The sequence below is a fragment of the uncultured Campylobacter sp. genome (assembly GCF_938017615.1).
GTDB lineage: Bacteria > Campylobacterota > Campylobacteria > Campylobacterales > Campylobacteraceae > Campylobacter_B.
Map to the genome: position 1 here is coordinate 1 of NZ_CALIJA010000113.1, position 17,768 is coordinate 17,768.

Below are 17,768 nucleotides of genomic sequence, written 5' to 3' on the forward strand. Positions count from 1 at the left end.
AAATCGATGCCCGCAGATTTATCACCAATCAGAGCGGCATCGGCTGCTTGAGACAGGATGATAGCGAAGGTGGCTCCCAAAATTTAGGGCAGATCAATGTTACGGGAAACGTAGAAAGCGACCCGCTTGCCAAAAAAGTCGGCGAAACTAAAAAGAGCGCCAAAACGCTAGAAAAGCAGCAAGTCTCCGACACTAGAGACCTCGTAAAATATGAAACGGGGGTTAGCGTCGTAGAGGCGGGCAGGATGGGTTCTAGCGGCTACTCGATCCGCGGAGTGGACGAAAACCGCGTCGCCATCACGATAGACGGACTTCATCAAGCAGAGACTTTAAGCTCGCAAGGTTTTAAAGAGATCTTTGAAGGATATGGAAACTTTAATAACACTAGAAACGGCGTCGAGATGGAAAATGTCAAACAAGCTACTATCACCAAGGGCGCAGACTCGATAAAAGCGGGTTCTGGCGCACTTGGAGGCTCCGTTATGTTCGAGACCAAGGATGCACGGGATTATTTAATCGATAAAAATTGGTTTTACGGCTTTAAAGCGGGTATTTCTAGCAGAGATAAGGAGAAAATGAGATCTCATACTCTAGCTGCGAAAGTTAATTGGTTTGACTTTTTAGTAATCAGAACAGATAGAAATTCTCACGAGCTTAGAAACTACGGATACGGCACCTACGACGATAGCGTAAGAGGAAGGGAGAGGGAGCAAACTGATCCTTATACCATCAAAAAAGAGAGCACCTTAGTTAAAATATCCTTTCAGCCAAATGATGAAAATAGAATTACCCTCATGAATGATGATTCTAAAAATAGATCGAAAGGCAACGACTACTCATATACGCTCTATCCAAGATCGATTACTAATCCCGATTTTTTCGAAAGCAAGCTCGGAGAGAGATACACGGACGATCTTAGCAAGAGAGAAAATAGAGGTATCGCTTACGAAAATTTTACCGAAACGCCGCTTTGGGATAGCGTAAAATTCTCATTCTCGAATCAAAGAATTAAACAAAGAGCAAGAACGGAAGAGTATTGCAGGGGCGATAATTGCGCAGAGACAAGTAATTCGATCGGACTACAGCCGAAAGGAGCAAAAGTAGTTGATAAATATGGCAAAGACTTTACTATTGCTATGGAACCGTTGCCAGGAGGAGGTTCCTCTTTTCCGACGCTTACCGACTCGCAAGGTAATAAGTATATAAGCTCCTTCGGCGATACTAATATAAACGAATACGGCTTTGATTGCTCTATTTTTGATTGCTCCGGAACGACTAGGCTTTATAAAAAGACATCCGATGTCGCAAATACGCCGTATCAAACACTCGATATAGATTTATCCCAAAATTCATACACCACCCCTGACGGAAGATATAAGTTTGATATTACGAAAGAAACGCATAACGGAAAAACATATAAAAAAGTAACCCAAAACACTTATAATACTGGGACGCAAAAATGGGAAAAGTCTAGCCAAAACGACCAATATAAAACTGTTCTGCCTAATTCAAAAGGCTATAAAGAAAGAGATTGGAAAGAGAGGGATCTAAATACCGATACGAGGCAGTTTGACTTGGATTTTAGTAAAGATTTTGATCTTTTTACTACGGAAAATAGCCTTACATATGGATTAAAATATATAAAAACCGATAAATCTATGGTAAATAGAGCAGGCTATGATGCGGCGGATCCTCAGTGGTGGGCAAATACCTCTCCCGGTGCGGATTGCCAAGACGCCGATAAATGGGATGCGCTAAGATGCCCTAGAACCGATCCGGAAACATCGTTTCTAATACCGGTCGAAAGCAAAGACGGGGTCTTTCATATAGCGGATGATGTTATAGTAAACGATCTTTTTGATTTCAATCTAGCCTATAGATACGATAGAGTAAGATATAAACCCGGCTATGTTCCTGGCAAGACTCCGAAGATCCCTGACGGCATGGTTGAGGGATTATTTATACCGCTTGCTAAAAATCCGCTTCCGGAGCCTAAGTGGAGCGACTATCCAAATTGGTCGGATTATGTGGCAGCCAGGAACGCATACCTAGCAAAGCAAGCCGAAGTAGATGCGCTAAATGCGACGAATGCCGAGCGAAACATAGAGTATATGTCAAAGCCGAAGGAGTATAAAAACAACTCCTACGCTGTGGGTTTAAATTTTAACCCTCTTGAGTTCATAAGAATTCAAACGAAGTATTCAAAGGCCTTTAGGGCTCCTACTACAGATGAGCTATATCTTGCGTTTAAGCATCCCGACTTTACGATAAAGCCGAATGTGGATCTAAGACCCGAAATAGCTAAAACCAAAGAGGTAGCCGTTACCTTTCATAGCGAAAGTCAGAGTTATATTACGATTAGTAGATTCAAAACGGACTATCAAGACTTCTTAGATCTGGAATATCAAGGCACCAAAAGGGTAAATACGAACGCAAATAGCGCGCTTGATTTCGATATGTATCAAAACGTAAATAGACAAAGAGCCAAGGTAAACGGCATAGAGATAAGCTCTAAATTTAACCTAAGCGATATCTCCGATAGTCTGGGCGGATTTTATGTAGGATATAAATTTACGAAACAAAAGGGAAAAATTTTAACCGATGATGACGGTTTAGTGCCGATGAATGCGATACAGCCAAAAACTTCGGTATATAACGTGGGCTATGCCGAGAAAAATGACAAATTCGGAGTTGATATATATCTTACTACCGTATCGGCTAAAAAGCCCGAAGATACCTACAATATGTTTTGGAAAAACGAGAGGCAAAGCGGAGATCCTATAAACGGGCACCAGGTGACCGATTACAGAGCGCACTGGTTAAGCTCCAGCTACAAAGTGCTAGACCTGGTGGCATACACCAAGCCTACTAAAAATTTAACCTTCAGATTCGGCTGCTACAACATAACCGACGAAAAATATCTAACCTGGGAATCGGCTAGATCGGTAAGGTCTTTCGGCACCACGAATATGGTCCGCAAATCAGATAGTCTGGGCATCAACCGCTTCTACGCTCCGGGGCGAAATTTTAAGCTAACCTTCGAACTTACCTTGTAAATTTCAATAGAATTTGGACTAAATTTAATATCTAGTCCAAATTTTGATCTTTAAAATTTTTAAACGGCTCGGTAAAACCGCAACTACTTTTTGGGTATATAAACAAGAGCGCCGCTTATCAAATCTCTCGACTGCTTTCTAGATCGGCAAAAGTTTATATAAAAAGAGTGAGTTAAATTTTATCCTGCGGCGATCTAGCGAAAAATTTATAGAATTTTATAAAACGCGTAACCGCACAAATGCCGCTGCACTTTCGGTATAGAAATTTTATCACTAGCTGCGGCTTGCTAACTATGCGATATCCTATAATTTTGTGATGTTTTTAAATTTTAAAATTTTACGTAGCGTGGCAGACCAAAGGCTCCTGTCTGTGATGACATCAGCTTCGTAATTTTGCAATGACGCCCACGATCTCTTTCAAAATCAAGATAGCGAATTTTTAATTTTAACTGCGGTCTATATGAAGCCTTTAGCTCGCGGAATTTCTCCGTTGCTAACGTATAAGGCTCCGATCCCCGTAGCACTATTTCGCGCAATGTAGTTTTAAAAAATTTTATTTAAATAATCCAGACTACTTAGCCGCCGAAAAACGAGTGATAAAAACCAAGCGCGGGCTCCAGTTAAAATTGCACGGAATTTAAAATATTATAAGATTTTGAAAATTTGTAGAATTAAAATTTAACGATAAATTTGACCGAACGGGTCGGTCAAATTTTGATTAAATTTTCGCGCCGAGTACGCAAAAATGTATTATTTATAAGCCTTAATCGCTTTGTCTAGGATTTTCTCGGCCTCCGCGGCGCTTGCAAAATCCTTCACTTTGACCCATTTATTTGGCTCTAAAAGCTTGTAGGTTTCGAAGAAATTTTTGATCTTATCCAGCGTAGCTTTAGGCAGATCGGCGACCCCTTTGATGCCGTCATATCGCGGATCGATCTTGCTAACCGGCACGGCAAGCAGCTTCTCGTCCATGCCGCTTTCGTCCTCCATCATCAAAACGCCGATTAGACGGCACGGGATCACGCTACCGGCGACAAGCGGGTATTCGTTCAGCACCAAAACATCCGCAGGATCGCCGTCGTCAGCCAAGGTATTGGGCACGAAGCCGTAGTTTGCGGGGTAAAACATCGCGCCGTATAGTACGCGATCTACGCAGAGCGCGCCGCTTGCTTTGTCGATCTCGTATTTGATATTCGAGCCGTAAGGGATCTCGATTACCGCGTTGATTTTATCGGGGTTTGAGCCCACTTTTATCTTTGAAAGATCCATAGTTTTCCTTTATTTAGAATTTAAAATTTTGATATTTTTCACGTCTATCGTCGTTTTAGTAAAATCTTTGTCGATCTCGCCGCTAATTCGCACGAGCGTATTTTCATCCACGCTCACGCCGCGCCAAACGTCATCGTCGATCTCAACCTCGATGCTATCGCCGTTTTGATCCACAAATCTATAATGCTCGTATTTGAGTTGAGATTTTATCTTGCCGTCGATTACGACAGAAGAATCATCTCTTAATTTAAGCGCTTCTTTGACGCTTAACGGCTGAGTTTGCGCCGCGGAGCCGCTTGGCACAAACCCGCCCGCGCCGAATGCAGCCGCACATAAAGCCATGCTAAGTAAAAATTTTCTAACCATATCTATCCTTAAATTTTAATCTCTGTATCCGCAAACAGATCTGAAATTTCATCAATTTAAGAGCTGCTTGCATTTGATGCTCGCATTTAAATTTACACAGCGAGTTATTTAAATTTACGCTTGAAATTTGGCTATCTAGCGCGACGGCAAGCTATAAATTTAAAGGCGCACTCGTACTAAAAAGCGCATCTTAAATTTAAGCCGCCATCCAAGCGCGCTAGCCTAATTTTTCGATCTGCGCGGCGATTATAGCGTTTATGTCCGCTACGATCTCCTCGACCGTGCGCTCGCCGTTTACGCTGTAAAATACGCCTGCGTCGCCGTAAAATTTACGGATATCCTCGATCGGCTCTGAAAATACCGCCATGCGGTTTTTAAAGACCTCCTCGTTATCGTCTGCTCCGCGAGCGCGTCCTAAAACACGCTCCTTGGCGACCTCCTCGCTAACGCATACCTCGATTACCGCGCTAAGATTTACATCATCGTCGCCTCGCAGCACCTCGTCTAGTTTATTCATCTGCTCGACGCTTCTTGGATAGCCGTCGATGATGATGAAGTCTTTAGGCGAGCTCTTAATTGCGCTAACGATAGCATTTACGACGATATCAAGCGGCACGAGATTGCCTTTAGAGATGAAGCCATCTATCTGTTTGCCCAGAGCGCTGCCGCTTGCTACCTCGGCGCGTAGCAGATCGCCCGTGGAGTAGTGCTCGATGCTTTGATTCATCTGAGCAATCATGCTCGCATCGGTCGTTTTGCCGCTACCGGGAGCGCCGATGATTAGAAAAAGGCTTTTCATTTTTGCTCCTTCTTATGAAGCCTAAGACCTAGCTCGCGAAGCTGCTCGTCTGTAACGACGCTAGGAGCTTTGGTGAGCGGACACTGCGCGCGCTGCGTTTTAGGAAACGCGATAACCTCGCGGATACTGCTTGAGCCGGTAACCAGCATCATCAGCCTATCAAAGCCGATCGCGATACCTCCGTGCGGAGGCGCGCCGAAGCTTAGCGCATCAAGCAGGAAGCCGAATTTCTCCCTCTGCTCCGCAGGCTCGATCTTAAGCAGCCTAAAGACCTTTTCTTGAATGTCCGCCTTGTGGATCCTGATGCTGCCGCCGCCAAGCTCGATGCCGTTTAGCACGACGTCGTAGGCAATCGAGGTAATATCCTCTAAATCAGGCTCGTCGGGATTGTTCGGCATAGTGAAAGGATGGTGCATCGCGGAGTAGCTGCCGTCGTCGTTTTGCTCAAACATAGGGAAATTTACGACCCACAAAAACTCAAGCTTGTTCGGATCTATGAGACCAAGCTCGTTTGCGAGGAAAATTCTAAATCTGCCCATATAATCAAGCACGATTTTCTTTTTGCCCGCGCCGAAAAATACGACGTCGCCGACCTTTAGCTCGCAGCGCTTGATAAGCTCGTCCAGCTCGCTTTTTTCAAAGAATTTTACCAGCGGCCCCTTTAGACCGTCCTCTTTTACTTGAATGAATGCTAGGCCCTGCGCGCCGAATTTTTTCACGTATTCCTCAAAGCCTTGCATCTGCCGCTTGCTAAATTTCAGATCGCCGCCCTCGACTTTGAGCGCTTTTACGCGGTTAGCCTTGCGGTCTTTAGCTAAATTTGAAAAAATTTCGTTGCTCGATTTTTCAAAAATATCGGCTACGTCGATGAAAGGCATATCGTAGCGCAGATCGGGTTTGTCGCTGCCGTAAAGCTCCATCGCGTCCTTATACTCCATATGTCTAAAAGGGGTGACGATCTCGCGGCCGCAGGATTTGAAAATGTCCTTTAAAACCTCCTCGGCTACGCTCATTACGTCGTATTGAGTGTTGAAGCTCATCTCGATATCGATCTGCGTAAATTCCGGCTGGCGGTCGGCGCGCAGGTCTTCGTCGCGGAAACAGCGCGCGATCTGGAAGTATTTATCAAAGCCCGAGCACATCAAAAGCTGTTTGAAAAGCTGCGGACTTTGCGGAAGCGCGTAGAAGCTGCCCGGATAGACGCGGCTAGGCACCAGATAATCCCTAGCGCCCTCAGGCGTCGCGCGCGTTAAGATCGGCGTTTCGACCTCTACAAAGCCCAGCCTATCGAGCGCGTTTCGCGCGGCGATCGCAGCCTTCGAGCGCATCTTAAATTTATCGAAGCTTCCGTCGGCGCGCAGATCCAAAAAGCGGTATTTCAGCTTCGTTTCTTCATTGACGCTTTTATCGCCGATTACGAAAGGAAGCGGCTTGCTTGGATTTTCGATCTGTAGGTCTTCTACCACGACTTCGATGTCGCCGGTTTTTAAATTTGGATTTTCCAGCCCCTCACCGCGAGCTCGGATCTTGCCGACGGCTTTTAGGACAAATTCGTTTCGTACTTCGTTTGCAATTTCATACGCTTTTTTGCTATCTTTTGGATCGCACACGAGCTGAAGCAGGCCGCTTCGGTCGCGCAAATCTATAAAAATAACGCCGCCGTGGTCGCGATAAGAATTTACCCATCCGCACACGGTTACACTTTTGCCGATATCGTTTTTACTCAAATCGGCGCAATAATGACTTCGCAAATTTACTCCTTTAAAATTATTTGTAAAACGCAAGTATAGTTAAATTTTGCTTTTACAAAGCTAATTTTTTATAAAATAAAACTATGGAAAACAAAATTCATAAAAACCTTAAATTCGCGGGGCTAATAGCCAAAAAATCAGAAGAGATTCGCCCCGTCGTGGAGCAAATTTGCGAAATTTTAAAAGCGCAAGGTATTGAGCTTTTGCTTGAAGAGGACGGAGCAGAATTTTTCGGCCTTAAGCCGCATACGCTTGCAGAAATTTTAAAAAAGACCAATTTTTTAATTAGCCTCGGCGGAGATGGCACGCTCATCGGGCTTGCGAGGCTGCTAAGCGACAAAAACGCTTTTATCCTCGGTATCAACGCGGGCACTCTCGGGTTTTTAACGGACGTACAGCCGAGCGAATTCGCAAAATTTTTAAAGGAATTTTTGCGCGGCGAATACGAGATCGAGCGCCCGTTTTTACTCGAAGTGATACTGGAAAACGGCGGCGGTAAAATCGTCCGCAAGACCGCATTTAACGACGTCGTAATCACCCGCAGCCGCATCTCTTCAATGGCGAAGATCGACGCATTTTTAAATAGAAAATATTTCAACACCTACTACGGCGACGGCGTGATCGTAAGCTCCGCCGTGGGCTCGACCGCGTATAATATGAGCGCGAACGGATCTATCGTCTATCCGCTGTGCGACGTGTTTTGCGTCACGCCGATCTGCTCGCACAGCCTGACGCAGCGGCCTTTGATCCTTCCAAAAGAGTATCTTGCAAGCTTCAAAAACGCCGGAAGCTCCGAAGTTAGCGTCGTCATCGATGGACAAGACGTTTTTGATATGGCGGAATTTAGCAGCGTAAGCGTTAAAATTTCACACGCCAAGGTAAATTTAATAAAACGCAGAAGCTACGATTATTTCGACGTTTTAAAAGCCAAACTCAGATGGGGGCACGGCGGATGCTAGAAAGAATTTATATTAAAAATAATCTAGGTTTTTGCGAGAGCGAGCTTAGTTTTGGCCCGGGACTTAGCGTATTTACAGGCATCAGCGGCGCGGGTAAATCGGTATTAATAGGCGCGATTTTAGCGGTGTTCGGTCTTAACGAATGCGAGGCTGAGCTCATAGAAGCGGACGTAGAGCATAAATTTGATATGGAAAATTTCGGCTTGATAAACGATACGCCAAATATTTTTCGCGTTCTAAAAGAGCGTAGCTTGCGATACTTTATAAATTCCCAATCGGTCTCGAAAAAAAATCTAAGCACGATAGCCAGCGAATACGTGAAATTTTTAGGCGCGAAAAACGCCGGCGAAATGAGTAGCGGCAGCTTGCTAAAATTACTTGATTTTATCGCCGCGAAAAAAGATGCGGCGCACGCTCAAAGCCTATCGGAGCTCCAAAGCGCTTTTGTGGAATTTAGCCGCACAAAAAAGCAGCTGGATGAAATTTTGGATCAAGAGCGCAAGATCGAGGAGTTAAAGGAATTTGCTCGCTTTGAGATTGAAAAAATCGAGCGCGTATCGCCTAGGATCGGCGAATATGAGGAGCTTTTGCAGATCAAAAAAAAGCTTAGTAAAAAAGATAAGATCGAGGAGCTTTGGGCTAGGGCGCAGGGCGTTTTTGAGCTGGAGCGCAGCGTCATCGAAGCGCTAAGTCTTAGCGGGCTGGATAGCACATTTTTTGAGGATGCGATGAACGAGCTGCGGCTAAAGCGAGAAAGCTTGAGCTTAGACGAGCTCGAAAATATCGACATAGAGAAAATTTTAGATCGCATCGAAGCTCTTAGCGCGCTAAATAGGCGCTACGGAAGCATAGAAGAGGCTTTAGCTACGCTTGAAGCGCGCAAGAAAGAGCTTGAGCATTACGAGCAGTTAAGCTTTGAAAAAACCAAGTTGCAAGTGGAATTTAAACGTCTTAGCGAAAGCACCACTATCCTTGCTGAAAAAATCAGCGAGGCTCGCAAAGGCGCTAAAAAACGGCTCGAGGATCTGATAAATTCCTATCTAAGGCAGCTTTATATGGACGGAGTGGAGCTTAGTTTTAAGCCCGCGGTTCTTAGTGAGCGCGGCACAGACGAAATTTGCGTCAGCTTGTGCAAGACAGAATTTAAAAATTTAAGCTCAGGCGAAACGAACCGCCTACGCCTTGCTTTCATCGCGGCAAGCTTGGAGCTTACAAATAACGGCGAGGGAATTTTGATCTTAGACGAGATTGATTCAAATTTAAGCGGAAAAGAGGCGATGAGTATCGCTAACGTGCTGGTAAAAATTTCAAAATTTTATCAAATTTTTGCGATCTCGCACCAGCCGCAGCTTAGCTCAAAGGCTGCGTCACACTTTTTAGTAAGTAAAACGAACGGCAAATCTAGCGTGAGATTATTAAGCGAAAATGAGAAAATAACAGAGCTAGCTCGTATGATAAGCGGCGAGACTATTACTGCAGAAGCCCTGGAATTCGCTAAAAAACTAAGGCAAAGCTGAAGGAATTTTAAGCTTAAGTTTAAATCTGAAATTTTTTGCTACAATACCGCGTTTAATTTAAATTTAAGTGTGATTTTGCAAAACGACGTAAAATCCGCTTCGAAAAATTTTATCAAGTGAGTTTTATGATTATAGATACACATTGCCATTTAGACGATGCTAGTTTCGACGCCGATTTGGACGCGGTGATTGAGCGCGCCACGATTGCAGGCGTGCGTAGCATCATCATTCCCGGTGCCGATGTAGCAGACCTAGATAAGGCATGTAAAATTTCGCATGCACGGGATAATGTGTATTTTGCCGTAGGGGTGCATCCATACGAGATAGATTCTTTCGATATGGAGGTGCTGAAGCGGTATGCTGACGATCCCAAATGCGTGGGCGTTGGCGAATGCGGGCTTGATTACTTCAGACTTAAGCAGCAAGAGAGCAAGGAAACCAAAGCCTTAGAAATCTCCCGCCAAAAAGACGCCTTCATCTCACAAATCGATCTAGCAGCACAACTTCAAAAACCACTTATAGTCCATATCCGAGAAGCAAACGAAGATAGCTTTGGAATTCTAAAAGATCGTGCCGGCGATTTATGCGGCGGTGTTTTACACTGCTTCAATGCCAGCAAGCTTTTGCTAGGTCTTAGCGAATACGGATTTTACTTCGGTATCGGCGGAGTTTTGACATTCAAAAATGCAAAAAACTTAGCTGAGATCTTACCGCAAATTCCGCAAGAGCGCCTTTTAATCGAGACGGATGCACCGTATCTAACTCCGCATCCGCATCGCGGCGAGCGCAACGAGCCTGCATTTACGAGACTCGTGGTAGAAAAAGTCGCGGAAATTTTAAGCCTAAGCGTAGAAGAGGTTGAAGCAATAACGACTCAAAACGCCTGTAGGCTTTTTGGCGATAAAATCAAAGGAGAGATATGAAAGCCATAAAATTTATACTGCTAGCCCTACTTTTAGTGGGCGAAGCGTTTGCGAGCCAGCCCGGTCTGATGCGCGCAAATCACGACTATATTTTAAATCAATTCGGCATCGAAAATAACGAATCGAGCAAAAACGTAGTTGCGGGCATATTCCGTGCGATCAATGCAAGCGATCGCAAGCAGTTTAAGCATATCGTGACTTCGCAGTCGCACAATGCCTACTTAGTCAAATCCGAGGTCGATAACATTGAAGCTCCGGAATTCTTATTGTATTTGGCAATGGTAGAATCTCATCTTAAAAACACCGTAACTTCCGGCGCTAGCGCAGGTGGTATGTGGCAGCTGATGCCGGCGACCGCGAAAAATTTCGGTCTTAGAGTAGATAGCGCCGTGGATGAGCGTCGCGATCCCGTAGCCTCTACGGATGCTGCGTTTTCGTATATTTTGCATCTGAAGCAAAATTTTGGCAAGTGGTATTTAGCGCTAATGGCGTATAATTGTGGCGATCAAAAGCTTAAAAATGCGATTGCAGCTACTGGCAGCGATGATCTGGATCGCTTGCTAAAAAGCCCCGCACTTCCTAATGAAACTAAGAATTTTATCAAGCGCATTATCAAATACGCTTACATCGCTCAAAATGAAAATATGCGTAAAATTCTGCTTTTTGAAAGCGAGCCGTGGGGGCTAAAGCGTATCGCAGTAGCTCCGGGCACAAAGCTAAGCGCGGTTGCAAAACAGATCGGAATTTCGCCGTCGCAAATGCAGGATTACAACGCGCATATTAAAAACGGAATTTCGCCGCTTAACGGCAAGTACTTCTTTTATATCCCACAAAGCAAATATGCAGAATTTGTCGTAAATCAAGGCGCGTTTCAAGCGTATGAACCACGTCTGAAACAGCGCAAGCCAGGACGCGTGTTAGCAGGTTTGGCGAACGAGCTTAGCCTCAAAGACAAAAACGAAATAGCGCTAAATAATATAAAATTCAACAAGTAAGATCGGATCGCAGGTGTCGTACCAGAAAATCGCTCTTTTTAGTGCGCTTTTTGCGCTGATTCTTGCCGGTTGTTCGTTTCGCTCCGCACCGTCGTCTAGATCGTCTGCGGGCGGTGCGGGCAAGATCGGCAAAAACTCTCCCGCCACCATGCGCCCTTATAAAATCAACGGCAAAACCTACTATCCAGAGCAAGTAAGCGTCGGTGACACTCAAATCGGCATCGCCAGCTGGTATGGGCCGAATTTTCATGGCAAATACACCTCAAACGGCGAAATTTACGATATGAACGGCATGACCGCCGCGCACAAAACCTATCCAATGAATACTATGGTAAAGGTCACGAATCGCGACACCGGCGCTACCGCAACCGTGCGCATCAACGATCGCGGTCCATTCGTGGATGGTCGCATCATTGATCTTAGCAAAACAGCTGCCAATCTAGTGGGCGTATTTGCCAAAGGCACGGCGCCGGTAAAACTTGAAGTAGTGGGTTTTTATGGGCGCACTATTGCTAAAGGCTCGCCGAAAGCGACCATCGTCGGCGGAAATTTTATGGTACAAATCGGTGCGTTTAGAAACAGAAGCGGCGCACAAATTTATCAGCGCGATTACCACGGCACGGCGGGATATCCTGCGATCATCAAAGAATTTAGCATAGACGGCGCGCCGATTTATCGCGTCTTTTTAAGCGGATTTAAGAGCGAGGATGAGGCTAGAGATTTCGCGCATAATGGCAAGTTTACGGGGGCTTTCATCGTAAGGGAGTAGCAGTTTTATTTGACGGCTTTTCCTTCGTTTTTTGCTTGATAAGGGCTTTGTTAAATTTATTTGTGAGCTACTTGCAGTAAAATTTCTCGTCATCTAATAGTTATCTGCTTTAGCTGTGGCGAAGTGCGGGCTACTTGCAAGCTATTCGTAGCAAAAAGTGCGCCTGCCCGCTTGAGCTTTGTTTTTTAATAGGACGCCGCAGCTGATAAAATTTTATATCGCTAGGGGATAAAGCATGCAAAAATATCCGGAAGTTTCTAGTTTAGAAAAGAGTTTGGCTATACTTGAAAAATATAAAGACGAGCTGAGCGCAGAACAATACGAGCAAAACAGATCTATCATCTGTAACCACGCGATAGAGGGTATGTTTGCAAACGAGCAAGATATAATCGATCTTATCAAGGTCGATAAGGGAGAAAAAACATCCGATGAGATAATAAACGAATATAAAAAAGAGTGGGGCGTTTTATAGCGCATAGAAAAATTAAATTTGATACTGAAATATCAGATGTATTTAAACGCAGCTCATCGATTCTTTGAATTTTAATCGTGCAGAAAAGTTACGGCTTCATGATCTTTTGGTAAAAATTTTCTGCCATCGATACCATCATCTCCGTATTCCAATAATGCTTCATTTAAAATTTCATAAATTTCATCCATTGAAATATCTCCAATATCAGAATTTACGCTTTGGAATTTATATTTGATTTTAAATGGATTTTCCGTGAAATATTTACTTGTAGTCTTATCATAAATTCGCCTTATATCAAGCTCGATATTTTTATCTTTATAATGGAGCAACCAAATATCCTCGCCCGTATAACCATCTCGCGGATCCGGCATAGATGCCAAACATACATGAATAAGCCAAGTGTCTCTTTGCCTATCAATAACCCAATTCATCCAATCGGTATCATTATCCTGGATTGGGTATGTGTAATTGTGTTTCATCAATAGCTCGTTCATATTGCTTAAAATATCATATTTCTTCAAGTCCTCTTTAGAAATATATTCCGCTACAAACGCCATCTAGCCCTCCTTGAAAAATTCTATAATTTAAATTTAATCACTCGTATACAGACCGAACAAAGATGAGAGCTCAAATTTAACGTCTTTGTCGCTCAACAATTTATTATTCGGTACCGCAATAATGCCCGATTTAAACCTATACAATATATACTTTTTAAATTTAAATCCATTGAGCGCCAAGAAAATGAAATGATGTAGCATGGTGATTAAAAAGAATATTGGACTTACCAAATACCTAACCATTCTCTTTCTCCTATTTTTTATATCTTTGATCCATATATTTACGTCTTGTTCATTGTATGGTATCAACGCCCAAGTTACCGATACGAGATCGTCTTTTTGCAAAATTTCGGTTTTAAATTTCATCGTCTATATGGTCGAATGAAATTTTATCATCATAAAATTTTGTAAAAAACTTATTGTAAAATTCTTGATAAGCTATTTTTATCTCCCAAAAAATACTAAATAAAATTCCGAAAATCCCTAGCGTTAATGACGCCCTTCTCATCATTTCTTTATGCGGATCCAGCTCCGGCGTTAAATTTAGCAAGACAAAAAACAAGAATATAAGCACGCCCGTTATTTTATTTGATATAGTAAGCTTGAAAAAGTAGTCGTTTTCTATGATTATCGGCTCTTTCTCGTAGTCTTTCATAATATTTCCCCTGTTTTAAAATCGCGCATAATTTTATCTTAACGGCGCTTTGCGAGGGATTAAAATTTTAGCATTGCCGTACCTCATAAATTTTTAAAATTATATTTCTATGCATATGCCGATTATTCAAAGACAAACTTCCCGCTCGTTTTCGATAGAATTTTAAAATTTCGATTTAAATTTCTAGCCCATGCAGAAAATGCGCTTTAATCCAAAAAGCATAGAAAAACGCAGCCTTGCACAGAAATTCAAGCGCTTTGTCGCTCGCCACCTCTTTTAAATTTAGCGTCCAAAAATACGCAGAATTTCACGCCGTATAGGTAGAAAATCCAGCTTATGTAGATCCACAGAAAGAAAAATAGCGCGACCGAAAACGAGCCGTAGATGCTAAGATAGGTTTTGTTATAAAAGACGTATTGCGCGAAAACCAGTCTTGAAAGCCACCATAAAATCGATGCTACGAGCGAAGAGGCAAGCACTGCTTTTGCGCGGATCTCGCGGTTGATCGCCGTAGCATAAGTGATCGCAAAGATCCCCCAAACGATTAAGTAGGGTAGAATTTTAAGCAAATTTATCCAGCTCGTAAGCTCGGTTTTATTTAGTAGCTCCTGAAGCTCGCCGCTGATGTAAAACGACGCTCCAAGCCCCACGGGAGCGAGCGTCATCAGAGTCCAGTAGGTGCTTAGGCTCTTAAAAAAGCTTCGCTCGGGTGAATGCGAAATTCGCGCGATAATCGCTTCAAAGTCCCCGAAAAACAGCACCGACGTAACTAGCACCGCGCAAAAGCCCGTTACGCCAAGGCTTAGCCCGTTTGCCATAAATTCCTCGATGTAGTGCGCCATGCTCGCTTGATTTGCGGGCAGAAAGTTTGAAAAGATAAAGCCCATAATCTTATCGTAGTAGCCTTTGAAGCTTGGTAGCTGCATAAAGACGCTAAGCGAGACCATCAGCACCGGCAGTAGCGCCAGAATCGTGTGAAAGCTAAGGCTTGATGCATGGTGCATGAGCTCGGTATCGTAGAGGCGGAAGAAATTTTTGAGTCGGTTTTGCGCTTGCTTAAGCGCGGGTATTAGTTTTTTCATACGGGCGATTTTACATTAAAAATTTAGAATTTCATATAAATTTGCGCAATTTTTCTTTTGTATCGCGGTATATCGTCTATGAAATTTAAAGCTAAAAAATACGACTGAAAATATATAAATTTATATCTCGAATTTAGTCTAAATTTAGGAAAATTTTTCTAATATGCCGAAAAATAATATTAAATATATCCATAACGAAGGGAAAATAATGGAACGAAGGAAAACGATGAAATTTAAAATTTCATTAGCGGCATGTATGTGCCTACTATGCAGCAGTTTGGCTGCAGCGCAAAGTGGCGGTAATTCTGCGCCTGAAAAGTCGCAGAATATGGGCGTAATCGAGGTAAATTCCGTCGGCGATAATATCAGCGAGAGCGGCATCGACGAGGGCTTTTTGAGCAAAAATGTGCAGCATGGTATCCTTGCGGGCAAGCGCGCTTTGGATCTTCCGTATCAGATCAACACGATCAGTAAGGAGATCATGAACCACCAAGGCGTCACCGGCTACGAGGAGGCGGTCAAATACTTCCCGTCCGCGCAGATTCAGATGCGCGGCGGCGCTACGGTCGGACGCCCGCAGACGCGCGGCTTTGAAGGTAGCGTCGTAGGCAACAGCTTCTGGGACGGCTTTTATACGATTTCGACGACGGCGATTCCGATGGCGATGTTTGAGAGCTTTCAGGTGCAAAACGGCGTCGCAGGCTCGCTCTACAGCGCGCAAAATCCGGTCGGGATTTTCAGCTACACGCGCAAGCGCCCGGTAAAAGATCAATACATAATTTGGAGCGATTATATGTCTCGAAGCAACCTGGGGCTGGGACTTGATCTATCCGATAAATTTGAAAAATTCGGCTACCGCGCGGTGTTTTATGGATCCAACGGCGACAGACAGCCCAAGGGTTCAAATTTACAGCGCCGCTTAGCCAGCGTCACGATGGAATTTTATCCGACGGGCGATCTTACTTTTGAAACCGCGGCTAGCTATTATGAGCACAATACCAAGGGCTTTGCGGGGCAGTTTGCCCTCGGCGTAAAAGACGGCAAGATTACGGACGGAATTACGCTTCCAAGAGCAGTAGATTCCTCAGAGCGCGGTCTTGGGCAGAGCTTCGGAGGTATGCATCTAAAAACCACGACCGCAAGCGCGAAATTTAAATTTACGCCTACCGATAAATGGTATTTAGAGGGCGGCTTTCAGTTTCAGCGCACCGATCGCGACATTCACAGCGTCGTAAACTATTTGCTTCCCGAAGGGTTTGATTGCGCTAATTACGCTGCTTTGCCGAATAATAGAAAGCCTGCTATATGTTTAAGTAACCCAAATGCGAAATGGACGCAGCCGGGCGATTATTATACCCAACATAGCGGCGGTGCTACGGCGGCATATAGATTCGATCTGCCAAGCGGCTATCTCAAGGCAAATACGCAGTTTAACACGGGCGATATCGAGCATGATTTTAGCGTGCAGACCAACGGATACCACTGGACGCAGGATAGATATAAAAACGCGAGTACCAACTATACTTCGCCTACTATCGGTAACATAAACGATCCTAAAATTTTAGATTACACTAACGCTAAGCGCGGAAGCGGGTTATATCATTTCGCAGTCATAGATATGTATAACGTCTCGGTACTAGACGATATCACGATAAACGATAAATTTGACATGATGTTAAGTGCGTCTAAGGCGTGGATGAGGCAGGAATCCTACAATACTACCCAGCAAAGACTTGTCAAAGCCTATAGCGATTCGGGATATAGCTGGGCGGGCAGTTTGATCTTTCATCCGGTAGAGGACGCTAGCATCTACTACACCTATGCAGATAGCTTGCAGCAGGGCTCTACCTATGTTTATAAGAGCGGTCCGCATCGCGGAGAAGTGGTCTCCACGTCGCCGTATCGCTCCAAGCAGCACGAGATCGGCGCCAAGATCCGCGTAGCCGATATGATCGATTTTAGCGTAGCGTATTTTGATATCCGCAGACCTATCGCGTATCTAAATAGCTCTACCGGACTCTATGGCATAAACGGCGAGCAGCGCAACCGTGGATTTGAGTTTATGAGCGGCGGACGAATAACTGAAAATTTAAGCGTGCTCGGAGGCTTTACCTACATCGATCCTAAGATGCATAACGTAAGCATTGAGGGCGCTAATCGCAAGGTCGCAAACGGTATCCCTAAGCTTAACGCAAATTTGATGTTTGATTACGAGATCCCGGGAACCAATAAACTTGCGATCAGCACAAATTTCCACTACACCGGCAAGATGTATCTGGATGATCTAAATACCCAGAGCACTCCTAGCTTTTTCGTTACCGATCTTGGAATGAGATACACGAGCGAGCATCTTTTGGGCGATAAGACCACGCTGCGCTTCAACGTAAATAACGTATTTAACAAAAAATATTGGGCGGGAATGTATCCTGCGAGTGCCGACGGTGCGGGCGGACTTAACGTAACTAGCGTGCTAGGCTCGGCAAACGGCGTAACGCTAGGCGAAAGCAGAAGCTTCATGCTCTCTGCGGAGGTGAAATTTTAAAATTTGGCGGGTTTAAAATTTCTACTTCGGCGGCGCGAATGGTTATAGCGCCGCTT

General features: G+C 44.2%; 15 protein-coding genes. 8 read left to right on the plus strand and 7 right to left on the minus strand.

What is annotated here, in order from left to right; all coding sequences use genetic code 11:
* On the plus strand, positions 1–3,056 hold a 3,056-nt coding region (locus Q0620_RS05885; protein WP_298783733.1), incomplete at its 5' end, for a TonB-dependent receptor.
* Between the two features lie 750 nt (positions 3,057–3,806).
* Here Q0620_RS05885 and ppa read toward each other — a convergent pair.
* From ppa to aspS, 4 genes are all read right to left on the minus strand, one after another.
* Positions 3,807–4,325 carry an inorganic diphosphatase gene (ppa, locus tag Q0620_RS05890; protein WP_298783735.1) on the minus strand — a complete coding sequence of 173 codons (519 nt, stop codon included), beginning with the start codon at positions 4,323–4,325 and terminating at the stop codon, positions 3,807–3,809.
* A gap of 9 nt (positions 4,326–4,334) precedes the next feature.
* Positions 4,335–4,691 (minus strand): NirD/YgiW/YdeI family stress tolerance protein, encoded by a 357-nt coding sequence (locus Q0620_RS05895; protein WP_298783736.1) that lies wholly within the window; start codon positions 4,689–4,691, stop codon positions 4,335–4,337.
* Between the two features lie 217 nt (positions 4,692–4,908).
* On the minus strand, positions 4,909–5,490 hold the full coding sequence (locus Q0620_RS05900) for an adenylate kinase (RefSeq protein WP_005871684.1): 582 nt from the start codon (positions 5,488–5,490) through the stop codon (positions 4,909–4,911).
* Positions 5,487–7,241, minus strand: a complete 1,755-nt coding sequence (gene aspS, locus Q0620_RS05905; RefSeq protein WP_298783739.1) for an aspartate--tRNA ligase — start codon at positions 7,239–7,241, stop codon at positions 5,487–5,489. Before aspS ends, Q0620_RS05900 begins: the two co-directional genes overlap by 4 nt.
* 83 nt (positions 7,242–7,324) lie before the next feature.
* Between aspS and Q0620_RS05910 the strand changes: the two genes are divergently transcribed.
* From Q0620_RS05910 to Q0620_RS05935, 6 genes are all read left to right on the plus strand, one after another.
* A complete protein-coding gene (locus tag Q0620_RS05910; RefSeq protein WP_297949273.1) occupies positions 7,325–8,200 on the plus strand; it encodes an NAD(+) kinase in 876 nt (291 codons plus the stop codon).
* The gene (locus tag Q0620_RS05915; protein WP_298783741.1) at positions 8,194–9,717 is read left to right on the plus strand and encodes an AAA family ATPase; all 1,524 of its coding nucleotides are present in this window, start codon (positions 8,194–8,196) and stop codon (positions 9,715–9,717) included. The genes Q0620_RS05910 and Q0620_RS05915 overlap by 7 nt, the downstream gene beginning before the upstream one ends.
* 125 nt (positions 9,718–9,842) lie before the next feature.
* Positions 9,843–10,640 carry a TatD family hydrolase gene (locus Q0620_RS05920; RefSeq protein WP_005871678.1) on the plus strand — a complete coding sequence of 266 codons (798 nt, stop codon included), beginning with the start codon at positions 9,843–9,845 and terminating at the stop codon, positions 10,638–10,640.
* The gene (locus Q0620_RS05925) at positions 10,637–11,635 is read left to right on the plus strand and encodes a lytic transglycosylase domain-containing protein (protein ID WP_298783743.1); all 999 of its coding nucleotides are present in this window, start codon (positions 10,637–10,639) and stop codon (positions 11,633–11,635) included. Before Q0620_RS05920 ends, Q0620_RS05925 begins: the two co-directional genes overlap by 4 nt.
* 13 nt (positions 11,636–11,648) lie before the next feature.
* Positions 11,649–12,404 (plus strand): septal ring lytic transglycosylase RlpA family protein, encoded by a 756-nt coding sequence (locus tag Q0620_RS05930; protein WP_298783745.1) that lies wholly within the window; start codon positions 11,649–11,651, stop codon positions 12,402–12,404.
* Positions 12,405–12,639: 235 nt separating this feature from the next.
* Positions 12,640–12,876 (plus strand): hypothetical protein, encoded by a 237-nt coding sequence (locus Q0620_RS05935; protein ID WP_298783747.1) that lies wholly within the window; start codon positions 12,640–12,642, stop codon positions 12,874–12,876.
* Positions 12,877–12,947: 71 nt separating this feature from the next.
* Here the strand turns inward: Q0620_RS05935 and Q0620_RS05940 are convergent, their stop codons facing one another.
* The 3 genes from Q0620_RS05940 to Q0620_RS05950 form a co-directional block, all read right to left on the minus strand.
* Complete coding sequence (locus Q0620_RS05940; protein WP_298783748.1) at positions 12,948–13,433, minus strand: hypothetical protein; 486 nt, start codon at positions 13,431–13,433, stop codon at positions 12,948–12,950.
* Positions 13,434–13,788: 355 nt separating this feature from the next.
* On the minus strand, positions 13,789–14,088 hold the full coding sequence (locus tag Q0620_RS05945; RefSeq protein WP_298783749.1) for a hypothetical protein: 300 nt from the start codon (positions 14,086–14,088) through the stop codon (positions 13,789–13,791).
* 248 nt (positions 14,089–14,336) lie between these two features.
* Positions 14,337–15,170: a YihY family inner membrane protein gene (locus Q0620_RS05950; RefSeq protein WP_297941544.1), complete on the minus strand. Its 834-nt coding sequence runs from the start codon at positions 15,168–15,170 to the stop codon at positions 14,337–14,339.
* Between the two features lie 226 nt (positions 15,171–15,396).
* Between Q0620_RS05950 and Q0620_RS05955 the strand changes: the two genes are divergently transcribed.
* Positions 15,397–17,712, plus strand: a complete 2,316-nt coding sequence (locus Q0620_RS05955) for a TonB-dependent receptor (RefSeq protein WP_298783750.1) — start codon at positions 15,397–15,399, stop codon at positions 17,710–17,712.
* The last annotated feature ends 56 nt before the right edge of the window (positions 17,713–17,768 follow it).